The following is a 23,772-nucleotide window of genomic DNA, read 5'->3' on the forward strand; positions in this document are numbered from 1 at the left end:
CCCGACGTCCGGCGGCCGCATTCGGCGGCATTGACATGAGGTCTGCCCAAAGGTTCCTGGCCTGGCAGAAATTGGCACTTGTTCGGTGCAGCGAGTGGCCAATCATCGCGGGAACGCCCAGGGTAGGGCGGAGTAAGGTTGCCAGAACGGCGCGCGGCGGCGAGCTCTCCTGGCCGGCGCAGCCGGAACCGGGGGCACCGCCAGGACTCAGCACGGAGGATGCGATGTCGGACACCGAGAAGGTGTTCTCCTATCCGTTCGGAGAACCGGAACAGCTGCTCCTCCACCCGGACTACGCGAAGATGCAGGCCCTGCCCGGCCTGGCTCGGGTGAAGCTGCCCTACGGTCGGGAGGGCTGGCTGGCCACGAAGTACGAGGACGTGCACAAGATCCTCACGGACACGCGATTCAGCCGCGAACTCGCCATCGCCAACGACGAGCCCCGGATGTACCCGGGACACCTCGAAATGGGAATGCTCGACATGGACCCGCCCGCGCACACGCGCATCCGCCAGATCGTCGCGTCGGCATTCACCCCGCGACGGACCGAGCAGCTGCGCCCGCGCGCCGTCGAACTCGCCGACGACCTCATCGACACCCTGCTCGCCGGGCCGCGACCGGCCGATCTCGTAGAAGGGTTCACGCGACCGCTCCCAGTCGTGGTGATCTCGGAGATGTTCGGGCTGCCGACGGACGATCGGGCCTACTTCGCCGAACTCGCCGAAGCGGTGACCACGACGACGCGGCTGACCCCCGAACAGATCGGCGAGTATCTCCAGCAACTGTGGGACTACCTCGCCGGTGTCATCGCTCAACGGCGCAAAGAACCCCAAGACGACGCCCTCACCGCCCTGGTCCAAGCTTCCGACAGCGATCAGATGACCGAGCACGAAATCGCCCAGATCGCGGCCGGCCAGCTCGCGGCCAGCTATGAGACGACCGCGAATGAGCTGGCCAGCTTCTTCTTCGCGCTGCTCCACAATCCAGAGCAGATGGACCATCTGTGGATGAACCCGTCGATGATCAAGCGAGCAGTCGAAGAGCTGCTCCGGTTCTGCCCGATGAGCTCCGCTTCGCTGTTCGCCCGGTATGCCACGGAGGACGTCGTGATCGGCGGCACCCTGATCCGTGCCGGCGAACAGGTCCTGGCCTCGTTGATAGCCGCCAACAAAGACGAAACGGTGTACCAGGACCCGGGCAGCCTGAACCTGAATGTCGAACGCAAACCACACCTCGCTTTCGGCAGCGGCGTGCACCGGTGCCTCGGCACCGGCATCGCGCGGATGGTCCTGCAAGTCGGTCTGAGCACGATCGTCCGCCGGATGCCCGGCCTGCGGCTGGCCATTCCGGAGTCCGAACTCGAGTGGCGAACGGAAGCGCTGATGCGGGGCCTCAAGCACATCCCGGTCACCTGGTGAGGAGGCGGTTCAGCCGGAGCGGGTGAGTACCCAGTGCGCGATCCCGTTCCGGGAGTCCACTTCGAGCTTCTCCATGATGCGAGCGACATGGTTCTGGACCGCCAGCCGCGGAATGCGCAGCTGCGCGGCGATTGCGGGATTCGCGAAGCCGGCCGCGATGAGCTCGGCGATCGAGAACTCGATCGGCGCCAGGACGAGCTCCGCGTCGGAGCGCCCTTCGGCAGGCAGGATCACCCGGCGAATCCCGTACTGCTGGACCCGCGCCTCGCCGCGGCTGATGTCCCATGCCGCCCTGAGCTGAGTGAAAATGGCCCGGGCCTCGCGAAACGCGTGCTCGGCGGCGATGATGTCGCCTCGCTGACCGTGCACGACCGCGATGTCCTCCAGCACCGCGGCCAGCTCGATCCGGCGACCGACGCTCCGGTACCGCGCCGCCGCCTCGATCAACGGCTCTGGGCTGCCGTCGATCAGCCCGCGGCACCACGCCTCGGCACACCACGCGCGTGCAGGTGTCGACTCCATCGCCGCTTCCTTGCCTGCGACGGCAAGCGCCGACTGAGCGCGATCCGCGTCCCCGATTTCCAACGCGAGCCGGACGATGGTCGGGAGCCACTGGTGACGGAGCATCATCTGCGCGTACTCGCGGTTCAGCACTGGCGCGAGCAGCTCCAACGCCCCTGCGACGTCTCCGCGCTGCTCAGCCGCCAGAGCCTCGGCGGCGAGCAGAAAGTCACCGCTTTCCCGGTTCGCGACGGTCGTCTGCTGATATTGCTCGGCTTCCTCCAGATAGGCGGCCATGTCGGCGATAACCCCCCGCCGTCCCGCGATGAGCGCGCCGACGCCGTACAGCTGGCGGATCGGGCTTCGGTCGCGGGTGCCGAAGAACGTGCGTTCAAGCCCGTCGTCGACCGCGGCCGCGAGTTCGACGAGCACGTCGTCCCATTGGCCAATCCAGTAGTAGTGAGTCGCGGCGGTGATATGCATTCCGCCCGGCGACGAACGGCGGACGACCATGTCCTGCGCCGCGGTCAGCACCTCGCCCGCGTCGTCCAGCCGGTCGAGGTTCTGCAGCGAAAGGATGCGGTTGTCGAGCAGGCTCAATTGGAGGTCGGCGTACTCGGCGCTGCCGGCCACTGCGTCGAGGGACCGGTCCACGTAGTCGAGCGCGGCACGGTGGTTCCGCCGTACCGACTCGACCTGCCAGAGGACCTCGAGCGCGTAGGCCATCGCGAACACGTCGTTGACGTCCGTCGCGTGCTGGAGGGCGCTCGTCGCGGTGACCTCGGCAGCGACCAGGTCGCCCTGCCCGGCTCGTTGGACCATCGCGAGCAGCGCCTCGCACCGTGCGCGCCATTGCAAGGGCACGCCCAGCGCCCGCGTCACGTCTTCGAGCGCGAGCGCGGCGGCCGAGACGTCGCCTCTGCGGTAGTCGATATAGGCGAGCAGCCACCGCATCTCAGCAGCGACGGCGGGGTCGCTGGTCACCTCGACGATGGCGCGGGCTTCCTCCGTCGGATCCCGGCCGAGCCAGAAGAGAAGCTGGACGAGCCGGACGCCAAGGGACTGGCCGATCGCGGTTTCCATCCCCTCTTTGCCCAGCGCGGCGCGCAACAGGTCAACCGCCGTGCCGGGAGATCGCTTGGCGATGGCATCGGTGTTCGTGATCAGCCAGTGGGCGACCCACGCATCCGGCTCCGCAGGTGTCGCGAGCAGCTGCTCGACCACTCGCTCGACCGGGGAACCGGCCGCCGCCAGCGCTTCGGCCGCTTGCCGGTGCAAAGCGAGCCGCAACGCCGCCGGAAGAGATTCGTAGAGCGAGTGCCGCAGCAGGGAGTGCCGGAACGCGAACCGGTACCCGGCCGCGGCCAGCACCCCGGCGGTCAGCGCCTCGACGATCGTGGGCATCAGCTGCGACGCGGGCTTGCCGGTCACCACGGACAGTTCGCTGAGCGCGAAGTCGACCCCGAGCATCGCAGCCCACTGCAGCACCTCGCGGGTGTCCGGGTCCAGGAAGTTCAGCTTTCGCCAGATGGCCGACGCGATTGTCGCGGGCACGTTGTCCAGGGTGGCCTCGTCGATGTCCGCGACACCGGCCTCGGTCGTCACGGCTCCGTCCTCGATCAAGGTCTCGACCACTTGACGGAAGTACAGCGGGTTACCGCCAGCACGACCCACCAGTCGCCGCAACCGCGGGCCTGGCCGCGCCTTGAGGAGGTGGGTGACCAGCTCACGGACCGACGCCTCAGGCAGCGGACCGAGCGGCAGAAGGGTCCCGCCCGCTTGATCGACCGCCTCCCTCAGCCGGTCGACCTCGACCCGAGCGGGCACCGGTCGCGCCGCGGCGATCAACAGGAGCGGAGCCTGGCTCGTGACCCGGAGCAGACGCCGCCAGGCGAGCAGACTGACGTCGTCCGCCCATTGCACGTCGTCAAGCACGAGAATCAGCGGCGCATCCGCGCACAGCACGTCGACCAGGCTCAGCACCTGGTCGACGGCTGCCAGAACCGGGTCGCTCGCATACCACGCACCCGGCCGCGGCACATCCTCACGCAGTGCTCGCGCGGTTTCGGCGCGACGAGGATCTGCCGAGTCGGTCGTGATTCCCAGGCAATCGAGCAGGACGCCCAGCGGGACCCGCTGGCTGATCTCGTCGCAGGAACCCCAGGCGACCCCGTCCTCAGACGTCGGCACGTCCTGCAACGCCGCCGCCAGCAGCGCAGATTTGCCGATGCCCGGCTCGCCGTCGATCCAGACCACTCCGCCGCGGCCGGCCGTAAGATGGCCCAGCGCGGTCCGGATGAAGCTGAGCTCGCTGGTGCGTCCGACGTGCTTGCGCTGGGGCGCGGCAGGGAGCCCGCTGTTCACCGGCGGCCGCACTCCGTGATCGCGGCCGCCCTTCGGTGGCCGGCGCCTCGGTTGCGTGGCCGCTCCAGCACCCGCGGGGGCGGCCACGGCGAGCAAGTTCCCGAGGACCTGCTCGTGGACATTTCGCAGCGCCACCGACGGCTCGATCCCGAGTTCGTCGATCAGCAGTGCACGCGCGTCGTGGAAGACCTGAAGAGCTTCCGCCCGCCGGTCGGCGAAGTACAGCGCCTGCATCTGAAGGACACGCAGTCCTTCGCGAAGCGGATGCTGAGCGACCAGGTCCGCCAGCTCAGGGATCGTCTCAGTCGCCCGGCCCATTGCGATCAGGCGCTCGATGCGCCGCTCGCGGGTCACCATCCGCAGTTCTTCCAGGCGAGCCCGCTGCAACTCGGCCAGCGGCCCGGTGAGTCCGGCGAGCGCCTCTCCGTGCCACAGCGCGAGCGCCTCGGTCAGGTGCGCGACGCTGCGGTCGGCGCTGCCCTTGTCCCATTCCGCTTGGGCTTCCTCGCGGAGCTGGTCGAAGCGATGAATGTCGAGACAGTCCCGGTCGAGCCGCAAGCTGTACCCGGAGCCGATCGATACCAGGACACCGTCGGTCGACCGTTTCGACCGGCCCGGGTTCAGCGCGATCCGAAGTTTCGAGATGTAGGTGTAGAGGATGCTCTCCGCGCTGGCGGGCGAAGTGTCGCCCCACAGCCCGTCCATGATCTCGCTTTTGGCCACGATCTGGTTCGCCCGGGCGGCGAGTGCGGCGAAGACTGCCCGCTGCCGCGGGGCGCCGAGGTCGACCTCGGTGTCGCCCTGCCACGCGCGGACCCTGCCGAGCAGTTCCACCCGCAGCGGCCCGCCCGCATGCACCTCCGCAGCCACCGTTCTCACCTTCGTTCCACGCCGTCAAGAGAAGCTGATCGTAGAGGGCACGGCGGCACCAGGCCAACGACACCGCCGCACCCTTTCGAAGAACAAGATCACTCATTTCTCGTTCGCCCGACGGCCCCCTCGACGCGGTCGGAGCCAAGCCGGTCCCGCATCAAAATCCGGCAACGGCGGTCTGGCGCTGAAACGGGTATTGAAAGCTGCCTACGCGCCATCCGGGAAGTTCTCGAATTCTGTGCCAGCCGGTCGCCCAGCACGGTTCTTCACGGTGCCGCGGCCAGCTTGCAGCCGATCACCCAGGATGCCTCAGACCGGGGCATCGACGCTCGTTGTCGGCGGACGCCCCGACGTCAACCCAGGGTCAGCACGGCTCGACTGGCCAATATCCGCCCGAGTCGCCGAGGCCACGCATTTCAACCCTACTGGGGCAGCCCTCAATTATTCACATTTCCGCATTCACAACAAAGTTGTTCTCGATGACTCCGCGCACCACTCACCAGTGCCGTCCCGCATCATTTTTCGACTACCGAAGCAGTGAAGCAATGCGCAAAAGTTACCTTGCCGCCCAACGGTTGGTGATGAATAAACGCATTCCTTGGTGAAATTTCTTCACCCGAATGCCTCACGGTGAACCACGCCAGCAGGACAGAATCCGGAGAACAAAGGAGACCAGATGGACGGACCCGCGCGCATCGTCGTCGTCACGGGCGCTGGCTCGGGGATCGGCCGCGCGATAGCCAAACGCTTCGCGAAAGGCGGCGACGTCGTAGTCGTGGCCGACCTTGACCTCGACGCGGCGAACGCGACCGCGCGCGAACTCGACGGCGGCCCTCGTACGGTGGCCGCGCTGGTCGACGTCTCGGACGAAGCGTCTGTCGCGGCGATGGCCGATGTGGTGCTGACCGCCTACGGGCGGGTAGACGTCCTGGTCAACAACGCCGGTGTCTGCGACGACTTCTCGCTTCCACACGCAATGAGCACGCCGACCTGGCAGCACACACTGGCCGTCAACCTCACTGGCCCGTTCCTGGCAAGCCGCGCCCTGCTGCCGAGCATGATCGCGCATCGGAGCGGGGTACTCGTGAATGTGGCATCCGAGTCCGGCTTGCGCGGAAACGCCGGCGGACCGGCTTACACCGCCGCGAAGCACGGACTCGTCGGACTCACGAAGTCCACTGCGTTTCTCTACGCCCAAGACGGGATCCGCTGCAACGCAGTGTGTCCGGGTGCGGTTCGGACGAACATCATGTCCCGACCCCCCGATCCGGAAGGGGTAGCCCGGCTAGAGCCGTCCTTGCGTGCCGCGGGCACCCCGGTCGAGCCGGACCGGATCGCTTCAGTCGTGCATTTCCTCGCCAGCGACGCGGCGGCCAACGTCAACGGGGTCATCCTGCCCGCCGACGGCGGCTGGTCCGCTGGTTAGGCGCGTGCCCTCCCCCAGCGCCCAGGCCGGGAACACCTGCCGATACAGCCGGTAGTCCAGCACCGCGCTGCCGAAGAACACGCCGGACGACGCCTGTTGCGGCCAGCTGCCGTCGGGCTGCTGCAGATCCGCGAGAAAGCGGAGTCCGCGGTCGATCGCCGCCTGCGGCCCGCCCCCTCCGATGAGCGCCAGGACCGCCCAGGCCGTCATTGCAGCTTGGCCCTCGGGGTGCTCGACGTACTCCCCGGTCAGACAGCTCTCGTAGTGCTCCCCCCAGCTGCCGTCCGGCTTCTGCCGGGTTTCGAGCCAGCGGACCAGGCCGGCGATCGCGCGGTCGCTGGACGGCACCCCAGCTGCGGACAACGCCTCCACGACGAAGAAGGCGGAGTAGGTGAAATGGATCCCCCACGACGCGGGGTAGGCACCGTCTGGCCGCTGGCGGGCGCGCAGGAACGACACACCCCGGCGGATCGACGCAGCGACCGCGTCGTGGCGGTGGCCGGAGTCCCTCGCCGCGAACCGGGCCAATGCGGCGACGCACGACGCTGAGCACTCGACATGCGACCGTTCGGTCATGCAGTCGAGGTACATTTCGGAAGGATTCAACCGATTCGTCCATTGTGGCGAGCGCATCCGCTCGTAGGTTCCGAAGCCGCCGTCGGGATTTTGCCGGGCGAGCACGAAATCGACAGCCTGCCGGACGCGTGCGGCCGGAAGCTGGTCGCCCAGCTCGCCCGCCCATTCCGGACAGTCGTGTGCCATCAGGATCGACGACAGTGCCTCAGCGGTGCAGTCCGAAACAGCCCATCGGTGGGAACCGTCCGAGAAGCACCAGCCGCCCAGAACCGCGTCCCGGCCCGCTGCGGTGTCCGGTGCAAGCTCGTCCGTTTGCTGCGCCGCACACAGCCACTGATAGGCGCGGCCAGCGCCGGCTGCGCTTGTCGACGGCTTAGACGCCAACAGGGCACGCAATACGAAGGCCGTGTCCCAAGCCGACGAACGTGCGCCAGCGATCCGCAGCCCTTCCTCATCGTCAAGCCACCGCCACGCGTCCAGCGCACGCAGAGAGGCGACGATCTCCTGATGGGGTCTTCCCTCGTGCGCCGCCACGAGAATCGCGAGGAGTGCGCTGACGGGCGAAATGCCGTGCCCCCGCGAAGCCGACAGCTCGGCGCGGAGCTTTGCCGAGCAGACCGCCAACGCACGCCGCCGCAGCCAGCGCAGCGGAGCCCTTTCATAGCTGGCCAGGAGCCCGTACAACACGCGCAGGACCAGGTGCGGCCGAAGCACCAGGTCCGATCCGCACAGCACAGTCCTTGCCGCAGCGAAATCAATCGACCCGTAGCCGTCGAACAGCTCCTGGCGCAGTTCGCCGATGAGTTGCTCCTCCAGCCCGAAGACAGCCCGGCGCCCGTACAAACAAGCAAGCCCGAGATACACGAACCGGGTGTGACAGTAAAGCTGATCCGGGTGCAGCGGGAACGTACCGGGCAAGATGGTCAGCTCGGGCGGGATCGAGTTGATGCCCCGGTAGTCGTACAAGCCGAGCATGGCCAGCCACATCCGGCCCCATGCGGGCAGGGCGAGCACTCCGCCAGGCTGACTGCCGAGCCAGGTCCGGGCCGTGCCGGTCAGCGGGTCGTCCGGAGGCACGTCCAGTGCGCGCAGCGCCACGTATGCGAGTGTGGTGACGTAGGCCGAACCCGGCCCCTCTGAATGGACCGGCCAGGCGCCATCCGGCAACTGGGTCACCTCGTAGTGCCGGCGCGCCGCGGTGATGTCCGAGGCAGACAGCGGCACCCGAAGCATCCGGTGGGTCAGAAGATACTGGGACAGCAGCATGGTGTTCCAGGCCATTTCGCCTTCCCACCTACCGTCGTCGAACTGCCGTGCCAGCAAGTTTCCGAGCGCGGCACGCGCTGCGCGGCGAACACTCATCGCAGCTCGTCATGCCCGAGGCTGCGGAGCACCGATTCGGTCAGCCCAGGCCCGTCCAACCCCAGCGCGCTCAGCAAAGCCGCACGTTTGGCGACTGGCTGGAACCGCTGCGGTATCGCAAACTCGTACAGCGGGGTCGCAACTCCGGCCCGGCGCATCGCCTGACCGACAGCGCCGCCGATACCGCTCTGCGCGCCGTTGTCCTCGACTGTCACCACCGCGGCGTGCTCCCCCGCCAGCTCGACGAGCACGTCGTCGACCGGAATCACCCACCTCGGGTCGACCACCGTGACGTCCCGGCCTGCGGCACCGAGGCCTGCCGCCAGCTCGAGGCAAGCCGGCGCGGTAGCACCGACGGACACCACCAGCACATCCGCGCGCCGACCGATCCGCAGCAGATCTGCCAGTCCGGCCCGCCCGAAGCTCGGAATGTCCGGTTCGAGCGGCGCTTTGGGGAAACGGAGCACGGTAGGCGCGTCGGAGACATTCACCGCTTCTCGCAGAGCCGTCCGCAGCGATGCGCCGTCGCGGGGGGCCGCGATCCGGATCCCGGGCACGAGTTGCAGGAGCGAGAGGTCCCACATCCCGTTGTGGCTCGGGCCGTCGTCGCCGGTGATCCCTGCGCGATCGAGGACAAACGTCACGCCGAGCCGGTGCAGCGCGACGTCCATCAGAATCTGGTCGAAGGCACGGTTGAGGAAGGCGGCATAGACCGCGACCACGGGATGCAGTCCGCCCAGCGCCAGTCCGGCCGCGGACGCGACCGCGTGCTGCTCGGCGATCCCCACGTCGAAAGTGCGGTCCGGGTGAGCCCGCCAGAATGCCTCGAGGCCGACCGGGCGAAGCATGGCCGCGGTAACCGCCACGACGTCGTCCCGCTCTAAACCGATGGCTGCGAGCTCGTCCCCGAACGCCGAGGTCCAAGTCGGCGCGTATCTGGCATCGCTCGGGGAGACCGCGTGCATCCGGTCCGCCTCGTGTGCCTCGGCTGCGGGAAAGCCCATGCCCTTCGTCGTCACGCAGTGCACGACAACCGGGCCCGGCAAGTTGCGGGCCTGACGCAGCGCCGGTTCAAGTTGCGCGACATCGTGGCCATCGACTGGGCCGAGATACGCGAACCCCAGGGCAGTGAAGAGCGGGGACGCGCTCGTCGCAGTACGCAGCCGGGTCAGATGGTCGGCGATCCCGCCGACCGTGGGGTCGTAGGACCGGCCATTGTCGTTGAGCACGACGATCACCGGCTGGCCGCTTCCGCCGATGTTGTTCAATGCCTCCCAGCTCATGCCGCCGGTGAGAGCTCCGTCACCGACCACCGCGACAACCGACCGGTACGACTCCTTCGCGAGCGCACGTGCCTTCGCCAAACCGTCTGCATAGGACAGTGCGGTCGACGCGTGCGAGTTTTCGATCACGTCGTGCACCGATTCGGCCTGGCACGGATATCCAGAAAGCCCGCCCGACTGGCGCAGTCCACCGAATCCGGCCCGGCGGCCGGTGAGCAGCTTGTGCACGTATGCCTGGTGGCCGGTGTCCCAGAGGAGAGTGTCGACCGGTGACTCGAAGACCCGGTGCAGCGCGATGGTCAGCTCGACGACCCCGAGGTTCGGACCGAGGTGACCGCCAGTCCGGCTCACCGAGGCGACCAGGAATCGCCGGATCTCCGCAGCGAGATCTTCGAGGTCACGGAGGCTGAGCGCTCGCAGGTCGTCCGGACAGGTCACGTGGTTGAGCAGGGAGCGCGGCGCAACGGCAGTCATCACCAGCTCCGATCAGTGACGAAATACGCGATCTCCCTGAAGTTGTCGAGCACGTCGCTGGGCAGTGCCAGGCGATCGAGGCAATCGAGCGCGGCCGCGAGGTGCCGGGCCGCTTCAGCCTCGGTCCAGGCCCGGCCGCCCGCTTCCTCGATCAGCGTGGCTGCCTCGGCCAGCTCGCTTTCCGGCAGCGGCACCGGGTCGAAGTAGAGCTCGGCGAGCCGGGCTGACGCACCGGTGCCGGCCGTAAGCGCTACGACCACCGGCACCGACTTCTTGCGCGAACGCAGGTCGGCGAGCACGGGCTTACCGGTCCGCCGCGGGTCTCCCCAGATCCCGAGCAGGTCATCGACCAACTGGAACGCCAAGCCGAGGTGTTCGCCAAACCCGGTCAAGCCGCGGACAACCGCAGCGGGTGCCTCCACGAGAATCGCGCCGACCGCGCACGCACTCGCGAACAGTGCGCCGGTCTTGTTCGCGACCATGGCAAGGCATTCGGACAGAGTCACGTCGCCGCGTCGTTCGAATTCCAGATCAGCGGCTTGCCCCGTGATCAACCGCTGCGTGTCGGACATGAGCCGAGCCGCCGCCGCACCGCCGCCCCTGGGCTGCTCGGCGAGAATCGCGGCGGCCTCGATAAGAAGGGCGTCCCCCGCGAGAATCGCGGCTGACCGGCCGAAAACTGTCCAGGCAGTCGGCCGGTGCCGCCGCTCTTGATCCGCGTCCATGATGTCGTCGTGCAACAGGGAGAAGTTGTGCACGAACTCGACCGCGACAGCGGCCGGTACTGCCTCCTCCGCCGGGGCGCCCGTCGCCTGCGCCGACAACAGAACGAGCGCCGGCCGCAACGACTTGCCGCTCCCCGACGCAGGAATACCGAACTCGTCCGTCCATCCATGGTGGTAACTGGCGATGCGCGCCATGTCCGGGCAAAGCCGACCAACTGCAGCGCGCATCGCGGGCGTCACGATGTCTCGCGCCTGCAGCACGGAGGCGGGGACGGACGAGGTGGGAATACTCATGTAGCACGCCTTTCAAGCTGTCGTCGACCATCGAGCCCGACCGGCCGACAGCCGGATGAATTCGGTCGCGATGACCGGCTTCTTCGGCCGCACTGGCGCGGTGAACACGTCGAAACCGCTTCGCCGCAGCGCCTTCGCTGTCGCGTGGCCCCCCGCCACGTATCCGGCGACCGCCACTCGCGCCCAGCCGTGCAAGTCCTGCACGAGGTCAGCGCCAGCCGCGAGCAACTCGAGCGCCCCGTCGGTCTCGTAGGACACCAAAGCACGAAGTTCCGCAGTAACCGGCCCAGCCAAGTCCGTATCCGCGATGCCGAACCGTGCGAGGTCCTCGGCCGGAAGGTAGATCCGGCCCCGGCCGTAATCCTCAGCCAAGTCCTGAAGATGCTCGAGGAGTTGCAATGCGGTGCACACCCGGTCGGACAGCACGAGCCGGTCCGGGGTGGCCGCCCTGGCGATGTGCAAGACGACCCGGCCGATCGGATTCGCCGACAGACAGCAGTATTCCCGCAGCTCCGACATAGTCTTGTAGCGCGAGATGTGCTGGTCACGGACGTTGGCCTCGATCAGTCTGTCGAACGGCTCCCGGGGCACCGACCGGCGGCGGACCAGGCTCTGCAGCGACCGGAAGACTTCGGATTCGGGCACACCCCGGTACACCAGATCCAGTTCCGCCCTCGCGGCGCGCAACAGCGCCTGTCGATCCCCGTCGGCCTCGTCACCGAGATCGTCGACCAGTCGCGCGAAGCCGTAGAGCGCCATCAGGTCGCGCCTGATAGCTCGCGGCAGAACTCCGAGCGCTACCGGGAAGTTCTCCTGCCTGGCCTTCGCGCGCCGACATCGCTCGTCCCAGCGCCAGCCGCCGGGCGTGGCCGGACCAGTTGCGGCGACCTGCTCCACCAGCGACCACCTCCGACTCATCCGCACTCTGTGACAGGACATCGCGTGACCTGCTCGCGAGACAGGGCCCGAGGGCCTACCCAGTCCAAGTCAACTGGCGACCGCCGGCAGCAAGCCGCGGCGGACGAAGTGCTCATGGGCGTCGCGGACTGCCCCTTCGATCGATGTGGGGACAAAGCCGAGTTCCGCCATCGACTTGCTGCAATCGGCGCGGCGACGCGAGGTGAGCAGGCGGACCGCTGCCGGGGTAAGCAGCTGCTCCCGGCCCGGAAGCAGCTTGCCGAGCAGCGGGCTGGCGATCCTGCCGACGCCCGAAACCAGGGCGGCCGGGAGCTTGACCGGCACCCGGTCCCGCCCTGTCACATCGGCGAACAGGGCCATCAGCTCGTCCATGGACCGGAACCCGCTGCCGAACAGGTACTTGTGCCCGGTCCTGCCCTTGTCCATCGCCAATAGGTGTCCGGCCACGATGTCCGTCGTAGTCACGAACTCGAAACCCCCGTCAATATAGGCGCGCAGCCCACCCTTCGCGAACTTCAGCAGCGTCCGGCCCATCCGCGAGGGGAAGTAGTCGTGCGGCCCCAGAATCGCGCAGGAAACGGCCATCACTGCATCGAGGCCTTGGCAGACCGCCCGCAGCATCTCCTGCTCGACGAGCACCTTCGTTTTCGTGTACGCGGTGTGCACCTCGAACGGATTGAACGGCACATCCTCGTTGCTCGGTTTGCCGACGACACGACCGATCGCGCCGAGCGAGCCGGTCACGACCACACGTTCGACGCCCGCTGCGCGCGCGCTGTCAAGCACATGACGAGTGCCCGTCACGTTGGTCTCGTAGATCTCCCGTTCGCCCCCAGAAACCGTGGAGATTCGTGCCGCGCAATGGTAAACGCGACCACAACCCCGGACAGCCCGTCGCACGGCCTGTTCGTCTCGCAGGTCGCCCGGACAGCGTTCAACGTCCAAGCCCGCGACGCCCGTCTCGTCACCGCCGGGGCGGAGCAGCACCCGCACCGCGGCGCCGTCGACGAGCAGCCGCCGGGTCAAGTTCGCTCCGAGGTGCCCGGTCGCACCGGTCACCAGCACCTTGTCCATCCGGTGAGCTAACTCCAGGCGAAGGGCCTCGGCCAGGGTCCGCGGGCCTGGCCCGGTTCGCCCCGTCGAGCTGACGGTGTCCCCGATCGCAGAGCACACCTCCGCTTCGCGGAACGGCATTCCGGCGACGTTGCGCAGTTCGAGTAGTGACACGTCGTGCTTTCGCCGCAGCAGTACCGCGAACTGCCCAAGACAACTGACGGCATGCGGCGAGCAAACCGAACGTCGGCCCCCAGCTGACAACCAGCACTCGGCCGCGACGCCCGGGTCGTCTGCGTCCGCGTTCGCCAGGGAACCGTCGGACAGCACCAGCACCCGCGTGCGGTCGCGGAGAGTGGTCCGCGCCGCGAATCACGTCGAAGCAGTCCGCAGGCGACCTTGGAGCGACAACCGGCACCGGACTTCCGCCGTCGCGACCGAACATCGCCTGGAACAGATCGGCCTGCTCGGCGCGGATCGGCAAGCCCGTCGACGGCCCGCCGCGCTGCACGTCGATCACAACGAGAGGCGTTGCTACTGGGCCCAGAGGCCCTGGCCGGAGCGGTCCCGATCAGATGTGCTCGGACGACGGACGGAGGACGGTGCGCACATGACAGGGTCCCGGGCGGTCGTCGTCGGCGGAGGTCTGGCGGGACTCGCTGCGGCGGTCCGTATCGCGCAACGCGGCGTCGAGGTCGTCCTGCTGGAAGGACGACCTCGACTAGGCGGCGCGACGTATTCCTTCCCCCGCAACGGGTTGCTAATCGACAATGGACAGCACGTGCTGCTCCGCTGCTACGACGAACACCTGCGGTTCCTGAACGACATCGGCACCAGCCGTCTGGTCGAATTCCAGTCCCGGTTCGACATTCCGGTGCTCATGCCCGGCCGCCCGCCGGCTAGGCTCTACCGCACTCCTCGGCTTCCCGCTCCGCTGCACTTGCTCGCCGGCCTCGCAACCTACCGCCCGCTCACGCCACGCCAGCGGTTGAAGGTCCTCGATGCCGCGCGTCGGCTCCGATTCCTAGACCCCGACGATCCCTCGCTCGACAACCAGAGCTTCGGCTCGTGGTTGCGGGACAACGGCCAAAGCGCACGCAGTGTGTCAGCGCTGTGGGATCTCTTCATCGTTGCTGCGCTGAACACAACTTGCGACGAGGCGTCGCTGCAACTGGCAGTAAAGGTGTTCAGAACCGCACTGCTGACCAGAGCCGCTGCCGCCGACGTCGGCATCCCGCTGGTCCCTCTTTCGGGTCTGCACGCCACGCCGGCAGCCAACACACTCGATCGGCTCGGCGCGAAAGTCATGCTCCGCACCAAGGCAACCGCGGTCCGGCGGGCCGACGACGGCACGCTCGTCGTGGCCACCGACGGCGGCGACGTCGCCGCCGACGTAGTGGTGCTTGCCACACCGCACACCCAGGCCGGCAAGCTCCTCCCCGCCGGTGCCGTCGCTCAGTCCTCTGCCCAACTCGGCAGTGTCCCGATTCTCAACGCGCATTTCGTCTTCGACCGCAGAGTGACCGAACTCCGTTTCTGCGCTGCGGTCGGCTCTCCGATCCAATGGACGTTCGATCGCACACGAATCGCAGGAGGGCACCCCGATGAGCAATACCTCGCCGTCTCGCTATCGGCCGCAGAGGAACTGATCGACCTGCCCGCCGAACTCCTCCGAGAAAGCTTGTACCCAGAGCTTGCCCGTCTCTTCCCTGCGGCCCGTTCCGCCGTGGTACGGGACTTTTTCGTTACCAGGGAACGTCATGCGACATTCCGCCAGGCTGCGGGCTGCGGTCAGCACCGGCCGAGCGCCACCACCGCCACCGCTGGCTTGTTCCTCGCCGGCTCATGGACCGCCACCGGTTGGCCGGACACCATGGAGGGCGCCGTCCGCAGCGGGAACATCGCCGCTTCCCACGCGCTGGAACACATCGGTTTCCCACACATGTCCTCGGTCGCCGAACGGTAGGAAACCCCGATGCCGAACGAGCCTCTCCCGCTTGAACAATCGCGTCCCGCTCATGGCGTGCTGCTCGCGGGACCGCGTGCGTTCTGCGCCGGTGTCGAACGAGCAATCGAGATCGTGCGACGGTTGCTCGATCAACACGGAGCTCCGATCTACGTTCGCAAGCAGATCGTGCACAACGTCCACGTCGTGCACGATCTACAGCGGCAGGGCGCCGTCTTCGTTGACGAACTCGAGGAAGTTCCTGCCGGTGCCACTGTCGTCTTTTCCGCACACGGTGTCTCGCCGAAGGTGCGCGACGAAGCCGGCGCGCGAGGTCTCGACGTCATCGACGCCACGTGCCCGCTCGTGACGAAGGTGCACTCCCAAGTTCGGCGTTACGCACGGCGCGGCGACACTGTCGTCCTCATTGGACACGCCGGACACGACGAGGCAGTTGGAACTCTCGGCCAAGCCCCACAACAAACAGTGCTCGTCGAGACCGTGGACGACGTCGCGAAGCTCGACATCACGGGACCGGTCTCCTACGTCACCCAGACCACACTTGCCGTCGAAGAGGCACAAGCCATCGTCGCCGCACTTAATCAGCGCTTTCCAGGGATCGCAGGGCCGGACAGCGAAGACATCTGCTACGCCACGACCAACCGTCAGCGCGCGGTCCGCGCAGTTGCCGAGGACGCCGACGTAATACTCGTGGTCGGCTCGGCGAATTCCACCAACTCGAACAACCTGGTCGAGGTCGCCCGTCGCAGCGGCACCCCCGCGTACCTCATTGAAGATGCCGGCAGCATCGACCCCGGCTGGTTGGCCGGCGCTACGGTCGTCGGTGTCACAGCAGGGGCCTCCGCGTCCCCCGATCTCGTCGCGGGAGTTGTCGAGTGGCTTGCGGAGCACGGGCACACCGAGGTGGCCGAGCGCAATATCACGACTGAGATGATGTCGTTCGGCCTCCCCCTGGAGGTGCGTGACAAATGAAAACCCCTGGCCCCACCGGGACTCCCCTGCTCGGTTGCCTTCGCGAGTACCGAGGCGACCTGCTCGCATTCATTACCCGCTGCGCCCGGGAGCACGGCGACTTCGTGCCCGTCCGGGTTGTCTTCCACCGCGGCTTCCTGATAAGCGATCCTGCGCTGATCGGCGAGGTGCTCACGAGCAGGCACGAGGATTTCCGCAAAGTGTTCATGCTGCGCAACAACAAGCTGTTCCTCGGTGACGGACTGCTGACAAGCGAGCGCGAGTCGTGGCGGGAAAAGCGCCGCCTCGCCCAGCCCGCCTTCCACTCTGACCGGATGCCCGCTTACGCGACGGTCATGGTCGACGAGGCCCAGCGGATCGCGGACAACTGGCGGAGCGGCGGGGTCCGGGACGTCCAGCAGGAGATGATGAAGTTGACGCTGCGCGCCGTCGTGCGGTGTCTCTTCGACGACGAGGCGGAAGTCGACGTCGCCGCAATCGCTCGGCACATCGAGGTCGTCCAGCGCCGGATGCACGAACGCACCCGCGCCATCATCCCCCTGCCGGACTCCGTCCTGACCCCGCGCAACATGGCGTTGCGGCGCGCCATCAGCGAACTCGACAGGATCGTGAACGGTTTCATCCTGGCCAGCCGTGCCGCCAGCGGGCACCGCCGCGGGCTCTTGCCGCAGCTGATGAACGCTACCGAAGACGGCCGCAGGCTGTCGGATGCCGAGCTTCGCGACGAAGCCATGACCATGTTCTTCGCCGGCCACGAAACCACCGCTCTGGCATTGTCGTGGAGCTGGTACCTGCTCGCCCAGCACCCTGCCGAGGCAGAGATCGTCCATCGTGAACTCGACGACGTGCTGGGCGGCCGTCCGCCGACCCTCGACGACCTCGCTCGGCTCCCCGCCACCGAGAGGGCGGTCAAGGAGGCGATGCGCCTCTATCCGCCGATCTTCGCATTCGGCCGGGATGCCGTGCGCGACACCAACGTCGGAGGGCACCCAGTTCCAGCGGGCTCCAGCGCGATGATCGCGCCGTGGGTCATCCACCGCGACCCACGTCTCTACCCGGACCCGGCCTCTTTCCGGCCGGCGCGGTGGACCCATGAGTTCGAGCGCCAGCTGCCCCGGTTCGCGTACATCCCGTTCGGCGCGGGCTCCCGAATGTGCATCGGCAAGGTTTTCGCGATGACCGAAGCGGTCCTCGTCCTCGCGACCCTCGCGCAGCAGTACCAGCCGAGTCTCGTCCCCGGCCACCCCGTAGAGCTCTGGCCGACGTTCTCACTCCGGTCGAAACACGGGATCGCGATGACGATCGACCGCAGGACAGCCGCCGTCGCACGACCGGTCGCGAGAGGCGGCACGCCATGACCGCGATTCCCCTCGGAATGCCCGCCCAGCCACCGGCGATGCTCGCGGAACGCCGAAGCAGCAGGGAAATCAAGGTTGGAAACGTCGCAGTCGGCGGAGACGCCGCCATTTCCGTTCAGTCGATGACCACGACGCTCACCGCGAACGTGGACGCGACCCTGCAGCAGATCGCTCAGCTGACCGCAGCAGGCTGCCAGATCGTGCGCGTCGCCGTACCGAGCCAAGACGACGCCGACGCGCTGCCGCTGATCGCCAGCAAATCGGCGATACCGGTGGTAGCGGACATCCATTTTCAGCCGAAGTACGTGTTCGCCGCCATCGACGCCGGATGCGCTGGAGTCCGGGTGAACCCCGGCAACATCAAGAAGTTCGACGACAAGATCGGCGCGATCGCGCGCGCGGCCGCCGCGGCCGGCGTACCCGTCAGAATCGGCGTCAACGCCGGCTCGCTTGATGCTCGGCTGCTGGCCAAACACGGCAGAGCGACCCCCGAAGCGCTCGTCGAATCGGCCCTCTGGGAATGCTCGCTCTTCGAAGAGCACGGCTTCTCCGACCTCAAAATCTCGGTGAAGCACCATGATCCGGTCGTAATGATCACCGCTTACCGGTTGCTCGCCGAGGCGTGCGACTACCCGCTGCACCTAGGCGTCACGGAAGCCGGCCCGGCCTTCCAAGGCACGATCAAGTCCGCGGCAGCCTTCGGAGCGCTGCTGTCACAGGGGATCGGCGACACGCTGCGGGTCTCTCTCTCGGCTCCGCCGGTCGAAGAGGTGAAGGTCGGCATCCAGATCCTGGAGTCCCTCGGTCTCCGCCAGCGCGGTCTGGAGATCGTGTCGTGCCCGTCCTGCGGCCGGGCACAGGTCGACGTGTACACCCTTGCCGAGCAGGTAACGGCTGGCTTGGAGGGGCTGTCGGTCCCGCTCCGCGTCGCCGTCATGGGCTGTGTGGTGAACGGACCGGGAGAAGCGCGGGAGGCCGACCTCGGCGTCGCGAGCGGGAACGGCAAAGGACAGATCTTCGTCCGCGGCGAAGTCGTCCGGACGGTGCCAGAGACGCAGATCGTCGAGACGCTCATCGATGAAGCGATGCGACTCGCTCATGAGATGGGTTCGGAACAGCCCGGTGCCTGCGGAGCACCAGTGGTCGAGGTGCGATGACGGCACGCCTGATCCGCGTCCGCCAGAGTCAGCTAGGCCCCCAGGCCCTGTCGGGAGCCGCGCCTGGTCGCTTTGCTCTCTCCAGCCGGCAAACGCGGAGGTCGTGATGCGCACGAAACTCGACGGAATCGACCTGTGGAACCCGGACAACTACGTCAGTGGCGTGCCGTACGAAATGTTCGCCCGGCTGCGCGCCGAGGCACCGGTCTATTGGCACGAAGAGCCTGGCGGCCCCGGATTCTGGGTCATCACGAAACACGCCGATGTCCGAGCGATCAGCCGCGACTGGGCGACATTCTCCTCAGAACTGGGCGGCACCGAGATCGCCGACTACCCGGAAGCCGAACTGGCGGGGCTGCGCCTGCTTCTGCTCTACATGGATCCGGACCGGCACACCCGTTACCGGCTGCTGGTGAACAAGGCATTCACACCGCGCCGGGTACAGGCGCTCGCGCAGCGCATCGAACAACTCTCCGCGCGGATCGTGGACGAGGTAGCCGAGCTGGGCGGATGCGACTTCGTCGCCGATCTCGCGGCTCAGCTGCCGTTGCGGGTGATCGCGGAGTTGATCGGCATTCCCGAGCCAGACCGGCCGTTCGTCTTCGACCTCGCGAACCGGATCATAGGATGGATGGATCCCGAGCTCAGCTCTCAACGGTCCGACGCGACGGCGGCGAGCGTCGAGATGCTCCAGTACGCGGCGAAGCTCGCCGAGGTCAAACGCAGCGATCCCGGCGACGACATCACCAGCGCACTCGTGCACATCTCGCTCGAAGACGAGAGCGGGGTGCACCGGCTCTCCGAACTCGAGATCGGTCTTTTCTTCCTGCTGCTGGCGATCGCGGGCAACGAAACCACGCGGAACCTGCTCTCGCAGGGGATGCTGGCGTTCTTCGAGCATCCCGGGGAGTGGGCCAGGCTGCGGGCGAACCCCACGCTCATGGACGGCGCGATCGAGGAGATGCTGCGCTGGGGCACCCCGACCATGCACTTCCGTCGTACGGCGACTCGGGACACCGTCGTCCGCGATGTGCTGATCCGCGAAGGCGAGAAGGTCTCCGTCTGGTACATCTCGGCGAACCGCGACGAAGAGGTCTTCGCCGATCCTTGCCGCTTCGATATCACCCGCTCCCCCAACGATCACCTCGCATTCGGCGGCGGCGGACCGCATTTCTGCTTCGGGTCGCATCTCGCCAAAATCGAGATCTCCGCGTTCTTCGGCCAGCTGCTGCGGCGGTTGCCCGACATCCGCCTCGACGGCGAGGTGGACCGACTCCGTTCGAACTTCGCCAACGCTGTCAAGCGAATGCCGGTCGCGTTCGCACCCACGAGAGTTGCTGCCCGCATCGGCCCTGGGAGCACCCGATGAACCTGGACCCCGAAGGATTCTGGCGGCTCGCCGCCGCGCAACCGGACCGCGTCGCCCTGATCGAGCCGGACGGAACGGCGGTCACCCGAGGCGAACTGCTCATCCGCACCAACCGCCTCTCCCACGGACTTCGCGCAGCCGGGCTTCAACCAGGCAGCACAGTCACCGCGATGCTTCCCAACAGCAGCGACTACCTCGCGCTGGTCTTCGCCACTGGTCAGATCGGCCTTCGGCTGGTCCCGCTCGACTCCCAGCTGACAGCTTCCGAGCTCACCTATCTGATCTCGGATTCCGGGGCCTCGATATTCGTTGCCAGCAAACGGTTCGCCCAGTCCGCCAGCGAAGCGGCCGACGCCGCAGGACTCACCGACCGACAGCGATTCGCGCCTGCACCATTCGGCGGCTTCGCCGGTCTCGACCAGCTGACCGCCGAGATGCCCGACACCGCACCGGAGAACCGGCTCACTGGCCAGATCATGCATTACACCTCAGGCACCACCGGCGTCCCCAAGGGCGTGCGCCGTCCGATGCGCATCGGACGGCCCGACCCGATAGCCGGCTATCTGAGCTGGGCACTGCGCAAGAGGTTCGGGCTCCCGATCGGGACCGGCGTCCACCTGGTCACCGCACCGATGCACCACGCGGCCGCAGGCGGCTTCGCCGCCCAGTCCCTCCACATGGGACAGCAACTAGTCCTGATGGACCGGTTCGACGCCGCGGAGTCGTTGCGACTCATCGACCGGCATCGAGTCACCAACACCAGCGTGACGCCGATCATGATGCATCGATGGCTCAAGTTGCCCAGTGAGATCCGGGACTCCGTCCAAGTCTCGTCGCTGCAGCACGTGTTGCACGGCGGAGCGCCCTGCCCGATCGACACCAAGCGGCGGATGCTCGACTGGCTTGGACCGATCCTGCACGAGTACTACAGCTTCTCCGAAGGCGGTATGGTGAGCGTCGGGTCGCTGGACTGGTTGAAACATCCAGGCACCGTCGGCCGTCCGGAACCGGGCTCCGTCCGAGTTCTCGGGAAGGACGGCACTGCCCGAATGCCCGGAGAGACCGGCCTCGTGTACCTCAAGCTTCCCGACCTCTTGCGGTTCGAGTATCTCGGCGATCCGGAGAAGACCGCAGCTGCGATCCGCGACGGCTACTGCACGGCCGGAGACCTGGGGCATGTCGACAACGAGGGCTGGCTCTACATCGACGACCGCCGAGCCGACCTCATCATTTCCGGTGGCGTGAACATCTATCCGGCCGAGATCGAAGCCGTCCTCGTACAGCATCCAGCGGTTTCCGATGCCGCCGTCGTCGGCGTTCCCGACGACGAATGGGGAACCAGCGCCGTCGCCCTCGTCGAGCTCGCGCCCGACGCCATGGCGGGTGAGGGCACCGCGGCCGACATCTTGGCGGCGGCCGGCCTCCGGCTGGCCCGGCACAAGCTCCCGAAGAGCATCGAGTTCGTCCCGACGGTCGGGCGTCGGCCCGACGGCAAGCTCCGCAGGCACTTCCTGCGCTCCGCCTACCTGGCAGCGAAAGAGATACCGTCATGAGCGGAACGGTCAAGAAGCCGACGAGCCTCCAGCAGCCGCTGGTCCTTCCGCTGAGCCGCGACGACGTGCTCGCCATGCCCGCCGCCTACCACGACATTCTTTCGACAGGCGAGATCGTCCAGGTTGTTACCCCCAGTGGCGACAACGGGTGGCTGGTGAGCAGGTTTGAGCACATCCGGCACCTGTTGGCGGGAGACAGCCTGAGCCGATCGCACCCAGACCCGCAGAATGCGCCCCGGTACTCTGGCGACGTATTCGCCGCACCGGTTGGGAAGCACGAGACCTACCACGAAGACCACGCACGCATCCGGCGAGTGCTCACGAGGGCGTTCACCGCGAAACGGATGCGGGCGCTCACGCCGAAGATCCAGGGTATTGCCGATGAGCTGATCGACCGCTTCTCCGAACACGAGCGGCCGGCTGACTTCCGGCAGCACTTCGCCTTGCCGATGCCAGCCGAGGTCATCAGCGAACTGCTCGGCGTGCCCGAGGACGCTCGGCCCGACCTGATGCGTTGGTCGGACGCGGCCCAGGCTACCGACGACTTCGACGGTGCGATCGCCGCGCTGGTCAAGATCAATTCGGTCTTCGTGGAGATGGTCAAGCAGAAACGGCGCCGACCGGCTGACGACATCCTCTCGGAGCTCGTCCAGGCCCATGACGAAGGCGGCAGGCTCACCGACGAAGAGCTCATCCGTATCGCGCACACTCTGCTTTTCTCCGGCTTCACATCGTCGGTGGCACGCATCGAATTCGGCACCGTCCTGCTGCTGGCGAACCCAGAGACCCGCGACGCGTTCATCGCCGATCCCGGCCTTGCTCCTCAAATCACGGAAGAAGTCCTGCGGATCGCGATGCCCAGCATGGGCGCCGTCCCCCGCTGGGCCGTGCACGACTTCGGCTTGGCAGGCAAGCACATCAAGGCGGGCGACCTCGTTCTCCTCGGGCACGAAATCGCCAACCACGACCCCGCGGCGTTTCCCGATCCCGAGCGATTCGACATCCGCCGTACCGGAAATACGCACCTCGCCTTCGGCTACGGCAACTACTTCTGCGTCGGCGCGGTGCTGTCCCGGCTCGAACTTCACATCGCCCTCCGCTCCGCGTTCAGCCGGCTGCCCGCACTCCGGCTCGCCGTCGACCGGACCGAACTCAGACTCCGCGAGAGGTCTCTCATCGGCGGGTTCGAAACGCTGCCCGTCGCGTGGTGACGCCCTGCGGCAGAGCCGCGCTACCTGACTCACATCAGAGCAGCCGATAGGCCCGCAGGCCCTGTCTATAGCCGCCCGCAACCGCTTTGCTCGAGTTCTCGGGCCTGCCGCAGAGATCACGCGCCGATCTATCCCACCACGCGGCAGGCCCGAGCCCACCCTTCCAGGCCCGGGAGAACCATGACGCGACACGCAGTAGTGACCGGAGGCGGCAGCGGCATCGGCCGGGCGATCGCAGTGGAATTAGCCGACGCGGGGTTCGACGTCGTGGTCGCGGGCCGACGTCCAGGCCCGCTCAAAGAGACCTGTGCCGTCATCGGCCCGGCGGCGAAGGAAGTCCTCATCGACATCACCCAGCCGGACTCCGTCGCCGACGCCCTTCCGGAACTGCCCGGGCAAATCGACGTCCTCGTCAACAACGCCGGCGCTCCCCCCGCGGGCACTGCCGCCGACCTCGCCGGGGTCAAGGCTGAGTGGCTGGCCTCTCTCGAATCCAACCTGCTCGGCGCGGTCCTCATGACCGAGGCTCTCCGACCGCGCTTCACCGCCGATGCACGGATCGTCAACATCGGCTCTATCGCCGCTAAGAGCGCTCCGTTCGGATTCGGTCCCTACGGACCGGCCAAGGCCGCGCTGGAGACGTGGACCGGCAACCTCGCCTTCCAGATCGGCAGGCAGGGTGTCACGGTCAACACAGTCGCGCCGAACGCCGTCGAGCGGACCGCGACTGTCGAGTGCTTTCTAACCGCTGAGCAGCTGGCGTCGATCGAACGACAGACCGCCACCCGTCGTCTGTGCACGCCCGAGGACGTCGCAGCCGCAGTCGCTTTCCTCGCGTCCCCCGCCGCCCGGCAGATCACCGGCCAGGTCTTATACCTCGGCGCGGGCGTGGTCATGGCCCGATGAGCAACGAACCCAG

At 67.2% G+C, this 23,772-nt stretch carries 16 protein-coding genes and 1 pseudogene; 10 read left to right on the top strand and 7 right to left on the bottom strand.

Annotation, left to right across the window (positions count from 1 at the left end; all coding sequences use genetic code 11):
- Positions 1–224 precede the first annotated feature (224 nt).
- Complete coding sequence (locus tag ABD156_RS25945) at positions 225–1,418, top strand: cytochrome P450 (RefSeq protein WP_344278874.1); 1,194 nt, start codon at positions 225–227, stop codon at positions 1,416–1,418.
- Positions 1,419–1,427: 9 nt separating this feature from the next.
- On the opposite strand, the gene ABD156_RS25950 is transcribed toward ABD156_RS25945, so the two are convergent.
- The gene (locus ABD156_RS25950; RefSeq protein ID WP_344278877.1) at positions 1,428–5,153 is read right to left on the bottom strand and encodes an ATP-binding protein; all 3,726 of its coding nucleotides are present in this window, start codon (positions 5,151–5,153) and stop codon (positions 1,428–1,430) included.
- Between the two features lie 679 nt (positions 5,154–5,832).
- On the opposite strand from ABD156_RS25950, the gene ABD156_RS25955 reads away from it, so the two are divergent.
- Positions 5,833–6,582 (top strand): SDR family NAD(P)-dependent oxidoreductase, encoded by a 750-nt coding sequence (locus ABD156_RS25955; RefSeq protein WP_344278880.1) that lies wholly within the window; start codon positions 5,833–5,835, stop codon positions 6,580–6,582.
- Here ABD156_RS25955 and ABD156_RS25960 read toward each other — a convergent pair.
- From ABD156_RS25960 to ABD156_RS25985, 6 genes and pseudogenes are all read right to left on the bottom strand, one after another.
- The gene (locus ABD156_RS25960) at positions 6,496–8,520 is read right to left on the bottom strand and encodes a prenyltransferase/squalene oxidase repeat-containing protein (protein ID WP_344278883.1); all 2,025 of its coding nucleotides are present in this window, start codon (positions 8,518–8,520) and stop codon (positions 6,496–6,498) included. The genes ABD156_RS25955 and ABD156_RS25960 overlap by 87 nt on opposite strands.
- Positions 8,517–10,277: a 1-deoxy-D-xylulose-5-phosphate synthase gene (locus ABD156_RS25965; RefSeq protein WP_344278886.1), complete on the bottom strand. Its 1,761-nt coding sequence runs from the start codon at positions 10,275–10,277 to the stop codon at positions 8,517–8,519. Before ABD156_RS25965 ends, ABD156_RS25960 begins: the two co-directional genes overlap by 4 nt.
- Positions 10,277–11,296 (bottom strand): polyprenyl synthetase family protein, encoded by a 1,020-nt coding sequence (locus tag ABD156_RS25970; protein WP_344278889.1) that lies wholly within the window; start codon positions 11,294–11,296, stop codon positions 10,277–10,279. Before ABD156_RS25970 ends, ABD156_RS25965 begins: the two co-directional genes overlap by 1 nt.
- A gap of 12 nt (positions 11,297–11,308) precedes the next feature.
- A complete protein-coding gene (gene hpnC / locus ABD156_RS25975) occupies positions 11,309–12,214 on the bottom strand; it encodes a squalene synthase HpnC (protein WP_344278892.1) in 906 nt (301 codons plus the stop codon).
- Positions 12,215–12,283: 69 nt separating this feature from the next.
- Positions 12,284–13,288 carry an NAD-dependent epimerase/dehydratase family protein gene (locus tag ABD156_RS25980; protein ID WP_344278895.1) on the bottom strand — a complete coding sequence of 335 codons (1,005 nt, stop codon included), beginning with the start codon at positions 13,286–13,288 and terminating at the stop codon, positions 12,284–12,286.
- A 282-nt stretch (positions 13,289–13,570) separates the two neighbouring features.
- Positions 13,571–13,805: pseudogene (locus ABD156_RS25985) on the bottom strand (2-oxoacid:acceptor oxidoreductase subunit alpha); the annotation flags it as partial.
- 72 nt (positions 13,806–13,877) lie between these two features.
- Here ABD156_RS25985 and hpnE point away from each other — a divergent pair.
- The 8 genes from hpnE (at position 13,878) to ABD156_RS26025 (ending at position 23,759) form a co-directional block, all read left to right on the top strand.
- Positions 13,878–15,233 (top strand): hydroxysqualene dehydroxylase HpnE, encoded by a 1,356-nt coding sequence (hpnE, locus tag ABD156_RS25990; RefSeq protein WP_344278898.1) that lies wholly within the window; start codon positions 13,878–13,880, stop codon positions 15,231–15,233.
- 9 nt (positions 15,234–15,242) lie between these two features.
- Positions 15,243–16,205 carry a 4-hydroxy-3-methylbut-2-enyl diphosphate reductase gene (gene ispH / locus ABD156_RS25995; protein WP_344278901.1) on the top strand — a complete coding sequence of 321 codons (963 nt, stop codon included), beginning with the start codon at positions 15,243–15,245 and terminating at the stop codon, positions 16,203–16,205.
- Positions 16,202–17,563 (top strand): cytochrome P450, encoded by a 1,362-nt coding sequence (locus ABD156_RS26000; protein WP_344278903.1) that lies wholly within the window; start codon positions 16,202–16,204, stop codon positions 17,561–17,563. Before ispH ends, ABD156_RS26000 begins: the two co-directional genes overlap by 4 nt.
- Entirely contained in the window at positions 17,560–18,720 is a 1,161-nt protein-coding gene (ispG, locus tag ABD156_RS26005; protein WP_344278906.1) for a flavodoxin-dependent (E)-4-hydroxy-3-methylbut-2-enyl-diphosphate synthase, read from the top strand. Before ABD156_RS26000 ends, ispG begins: the two co-directional genes overlap by 4 nt.
- Positions 18,721–18,826: 106 nt before the next feature.
- Entirely contained in the window at positions 18,827–20,089 is a 1,263-nt protein-coding gene (locus tag ABD156_RS26010; protein ID WP_344278909.1) for a cytochrome P450, read from the top strand.
- Complete coding sequence (locus ABD156_RS26015) at positions 20,086–21,642, top strand: AMP-binding protein (RefSeq protein WP_344278911.1); 1,557 nt, start codon at positions 20,086–20,088, stop codon at positions 21,640–21,642. The genes ABD156_RS26010 and ABD156_RS26015 overlap by 4 nt, the downstream gene beginning before the upstream one ends.
- The gene (locus ABD156_RS26020; protein ID WP_344278913.1) at positions 21,639–22,853 is read left to right on the top strand and encodes a cytochrome P450; all 1,215 of its coding nucleotides are present in this window, start codon (positions 21,639–21,641) and stop codon (positions 22,851–22,853) included. Before ABD156_RS26015 ends, ABD156_RS26020 begins: the two co-directional genes overlap by 4 nt.
- Positions 22,854–23,033: 180 nt before the next feature.
- Positions 23,034–23,759 carry an SDR family NAD(P)-dependent oxidoreductase gene (locus ABD156_RS26025; RefSeq protein ID WP_344278916.1) on the top strand — a complete coding sequence of 242 codons (726 nt, stop codon included), beginning with the start codon at positions 23,034–23,036 and terminating at the stop codon, positions 23,757–23,759.
- The last annotated feature ends 13 nt before the right edge of the window (positions 23,760–23,772 follow it).

Origin of the sequence: Amycolatopsis albidoflavus, assembly GCF_039525725.1 — a bacterium.
GTDB classification, from domain to species: Bacteria; Actinomycetota; Actinomycetes; order Mycobacteriales; family Pseudonocardiaceae; genus Amycolatopsis; species Amycolatopsis albidoflava.

Bases quoted from the DNA above. Each gene is read 5' to 3' on its own strand.
- ABD156_RS25945 (WP_344278874.1), top strand. From the start codon at position 225: ATGTCGGACACCGAGAAGGTGTTCTCCTATCCGTTCGGAGAACCGGAA.
- ABD156_RS25955 (WP_344278880.1), top strand. From the start codon at position 5,833: ATGGACGGACCCGCGCGCATCGTCGTCGTCACGGGCGCTGGCTCGGGG.
- ABD156_RS25960 (WP_344278883.1), bottom strand. From the start codon at position 8,520: ATGAGTGTTCGCCGCGCAGCGCGTGCCGCGCTCGGAAACTTGCTGGCA.
- ABD156_RS25965 (WP_344278886.1), bottom strand. From the start codon at position 10,277: ATGACTGCCGTTGCGCCGCGCTCCCTGCTCAACCACGTGACCTGTCCG.
- ABD156_RS25970 (WP_344278889.1), bottom strand. From the start codon at position 11,296: ATGAGTATTCCCACCTCGTCCGTCCCCGCCTCCGTGCTGCAGGCGCGA.
- hpnC (WP_344278892.1), bottom strand. From the start codon at position 12,214: ATGAGTCGGAGGTGGTCGCTGGTGGAGCAGGTCGCCGCAACTGGTCCG.
- ABD156_RS25980 (WP_344278895.1), bottom strand. From the start codon at position 13,288: ATGGACAAGGTGCTGGTGACCGGTGCGACCGGGCACCTCGGAGCGAAC.
- hpnE (WP_344278898.1), top strand. From the start codon at position 13,878: ATGACAGGGTCCCGGGCGGTCGTCGTCGGCGGAGGTCTGGCGGGACTC.
- ispH (WP_344278901.1), top strand. From the start codon at position 15,243: ATGCCGAACGAGCCTCTCCCGCTTGAACAATCGCGTCCCGCTCATGGC.
- ABD156_RS26000 (WP_344278903.1), top strand. From the start codon at position 16,202: ATGAAAACCCCTGGCCCCACCGGGACTCCCCTGCTCGGTTGCCTTCGC.
- ispG (WP_344278906.1), top strand. From the start codon at position 17,560: ATGACCGCGATTCCCCTCGGAATGCCCGCCCAGCCACCGGCGATGCTC.
- ABD156_RS26010 (WP_344278909.1), top strand. From the start codon at position 18,827: ATGCGCACGAAACTCGACGGAATCGACCTGTGGAACCCGGACAACTAC.
- ABD156_RS26015 (WP_344278911.1), top strand. From the start codon at position 20,086: ATGAACCTGGACCCCGAAGGATTCTGGCGGCTCGCCGCCGCGCAACCG.
- ABD156_RS26020 (WP_344278913.1), top strand. From the start codon at position 21,639: ATGAGCGGAACGGTCAAGAAGCCGACGAGCCTCCAGCAGCCGCTGGTC.
- ABD156_RS26025 (WP_344278916.1), top strand. From the start codon at position 23,034: ATGACGCGACACGCAGTAGTGACCGGAGGCGGCAGCGGCATCGGCCGG.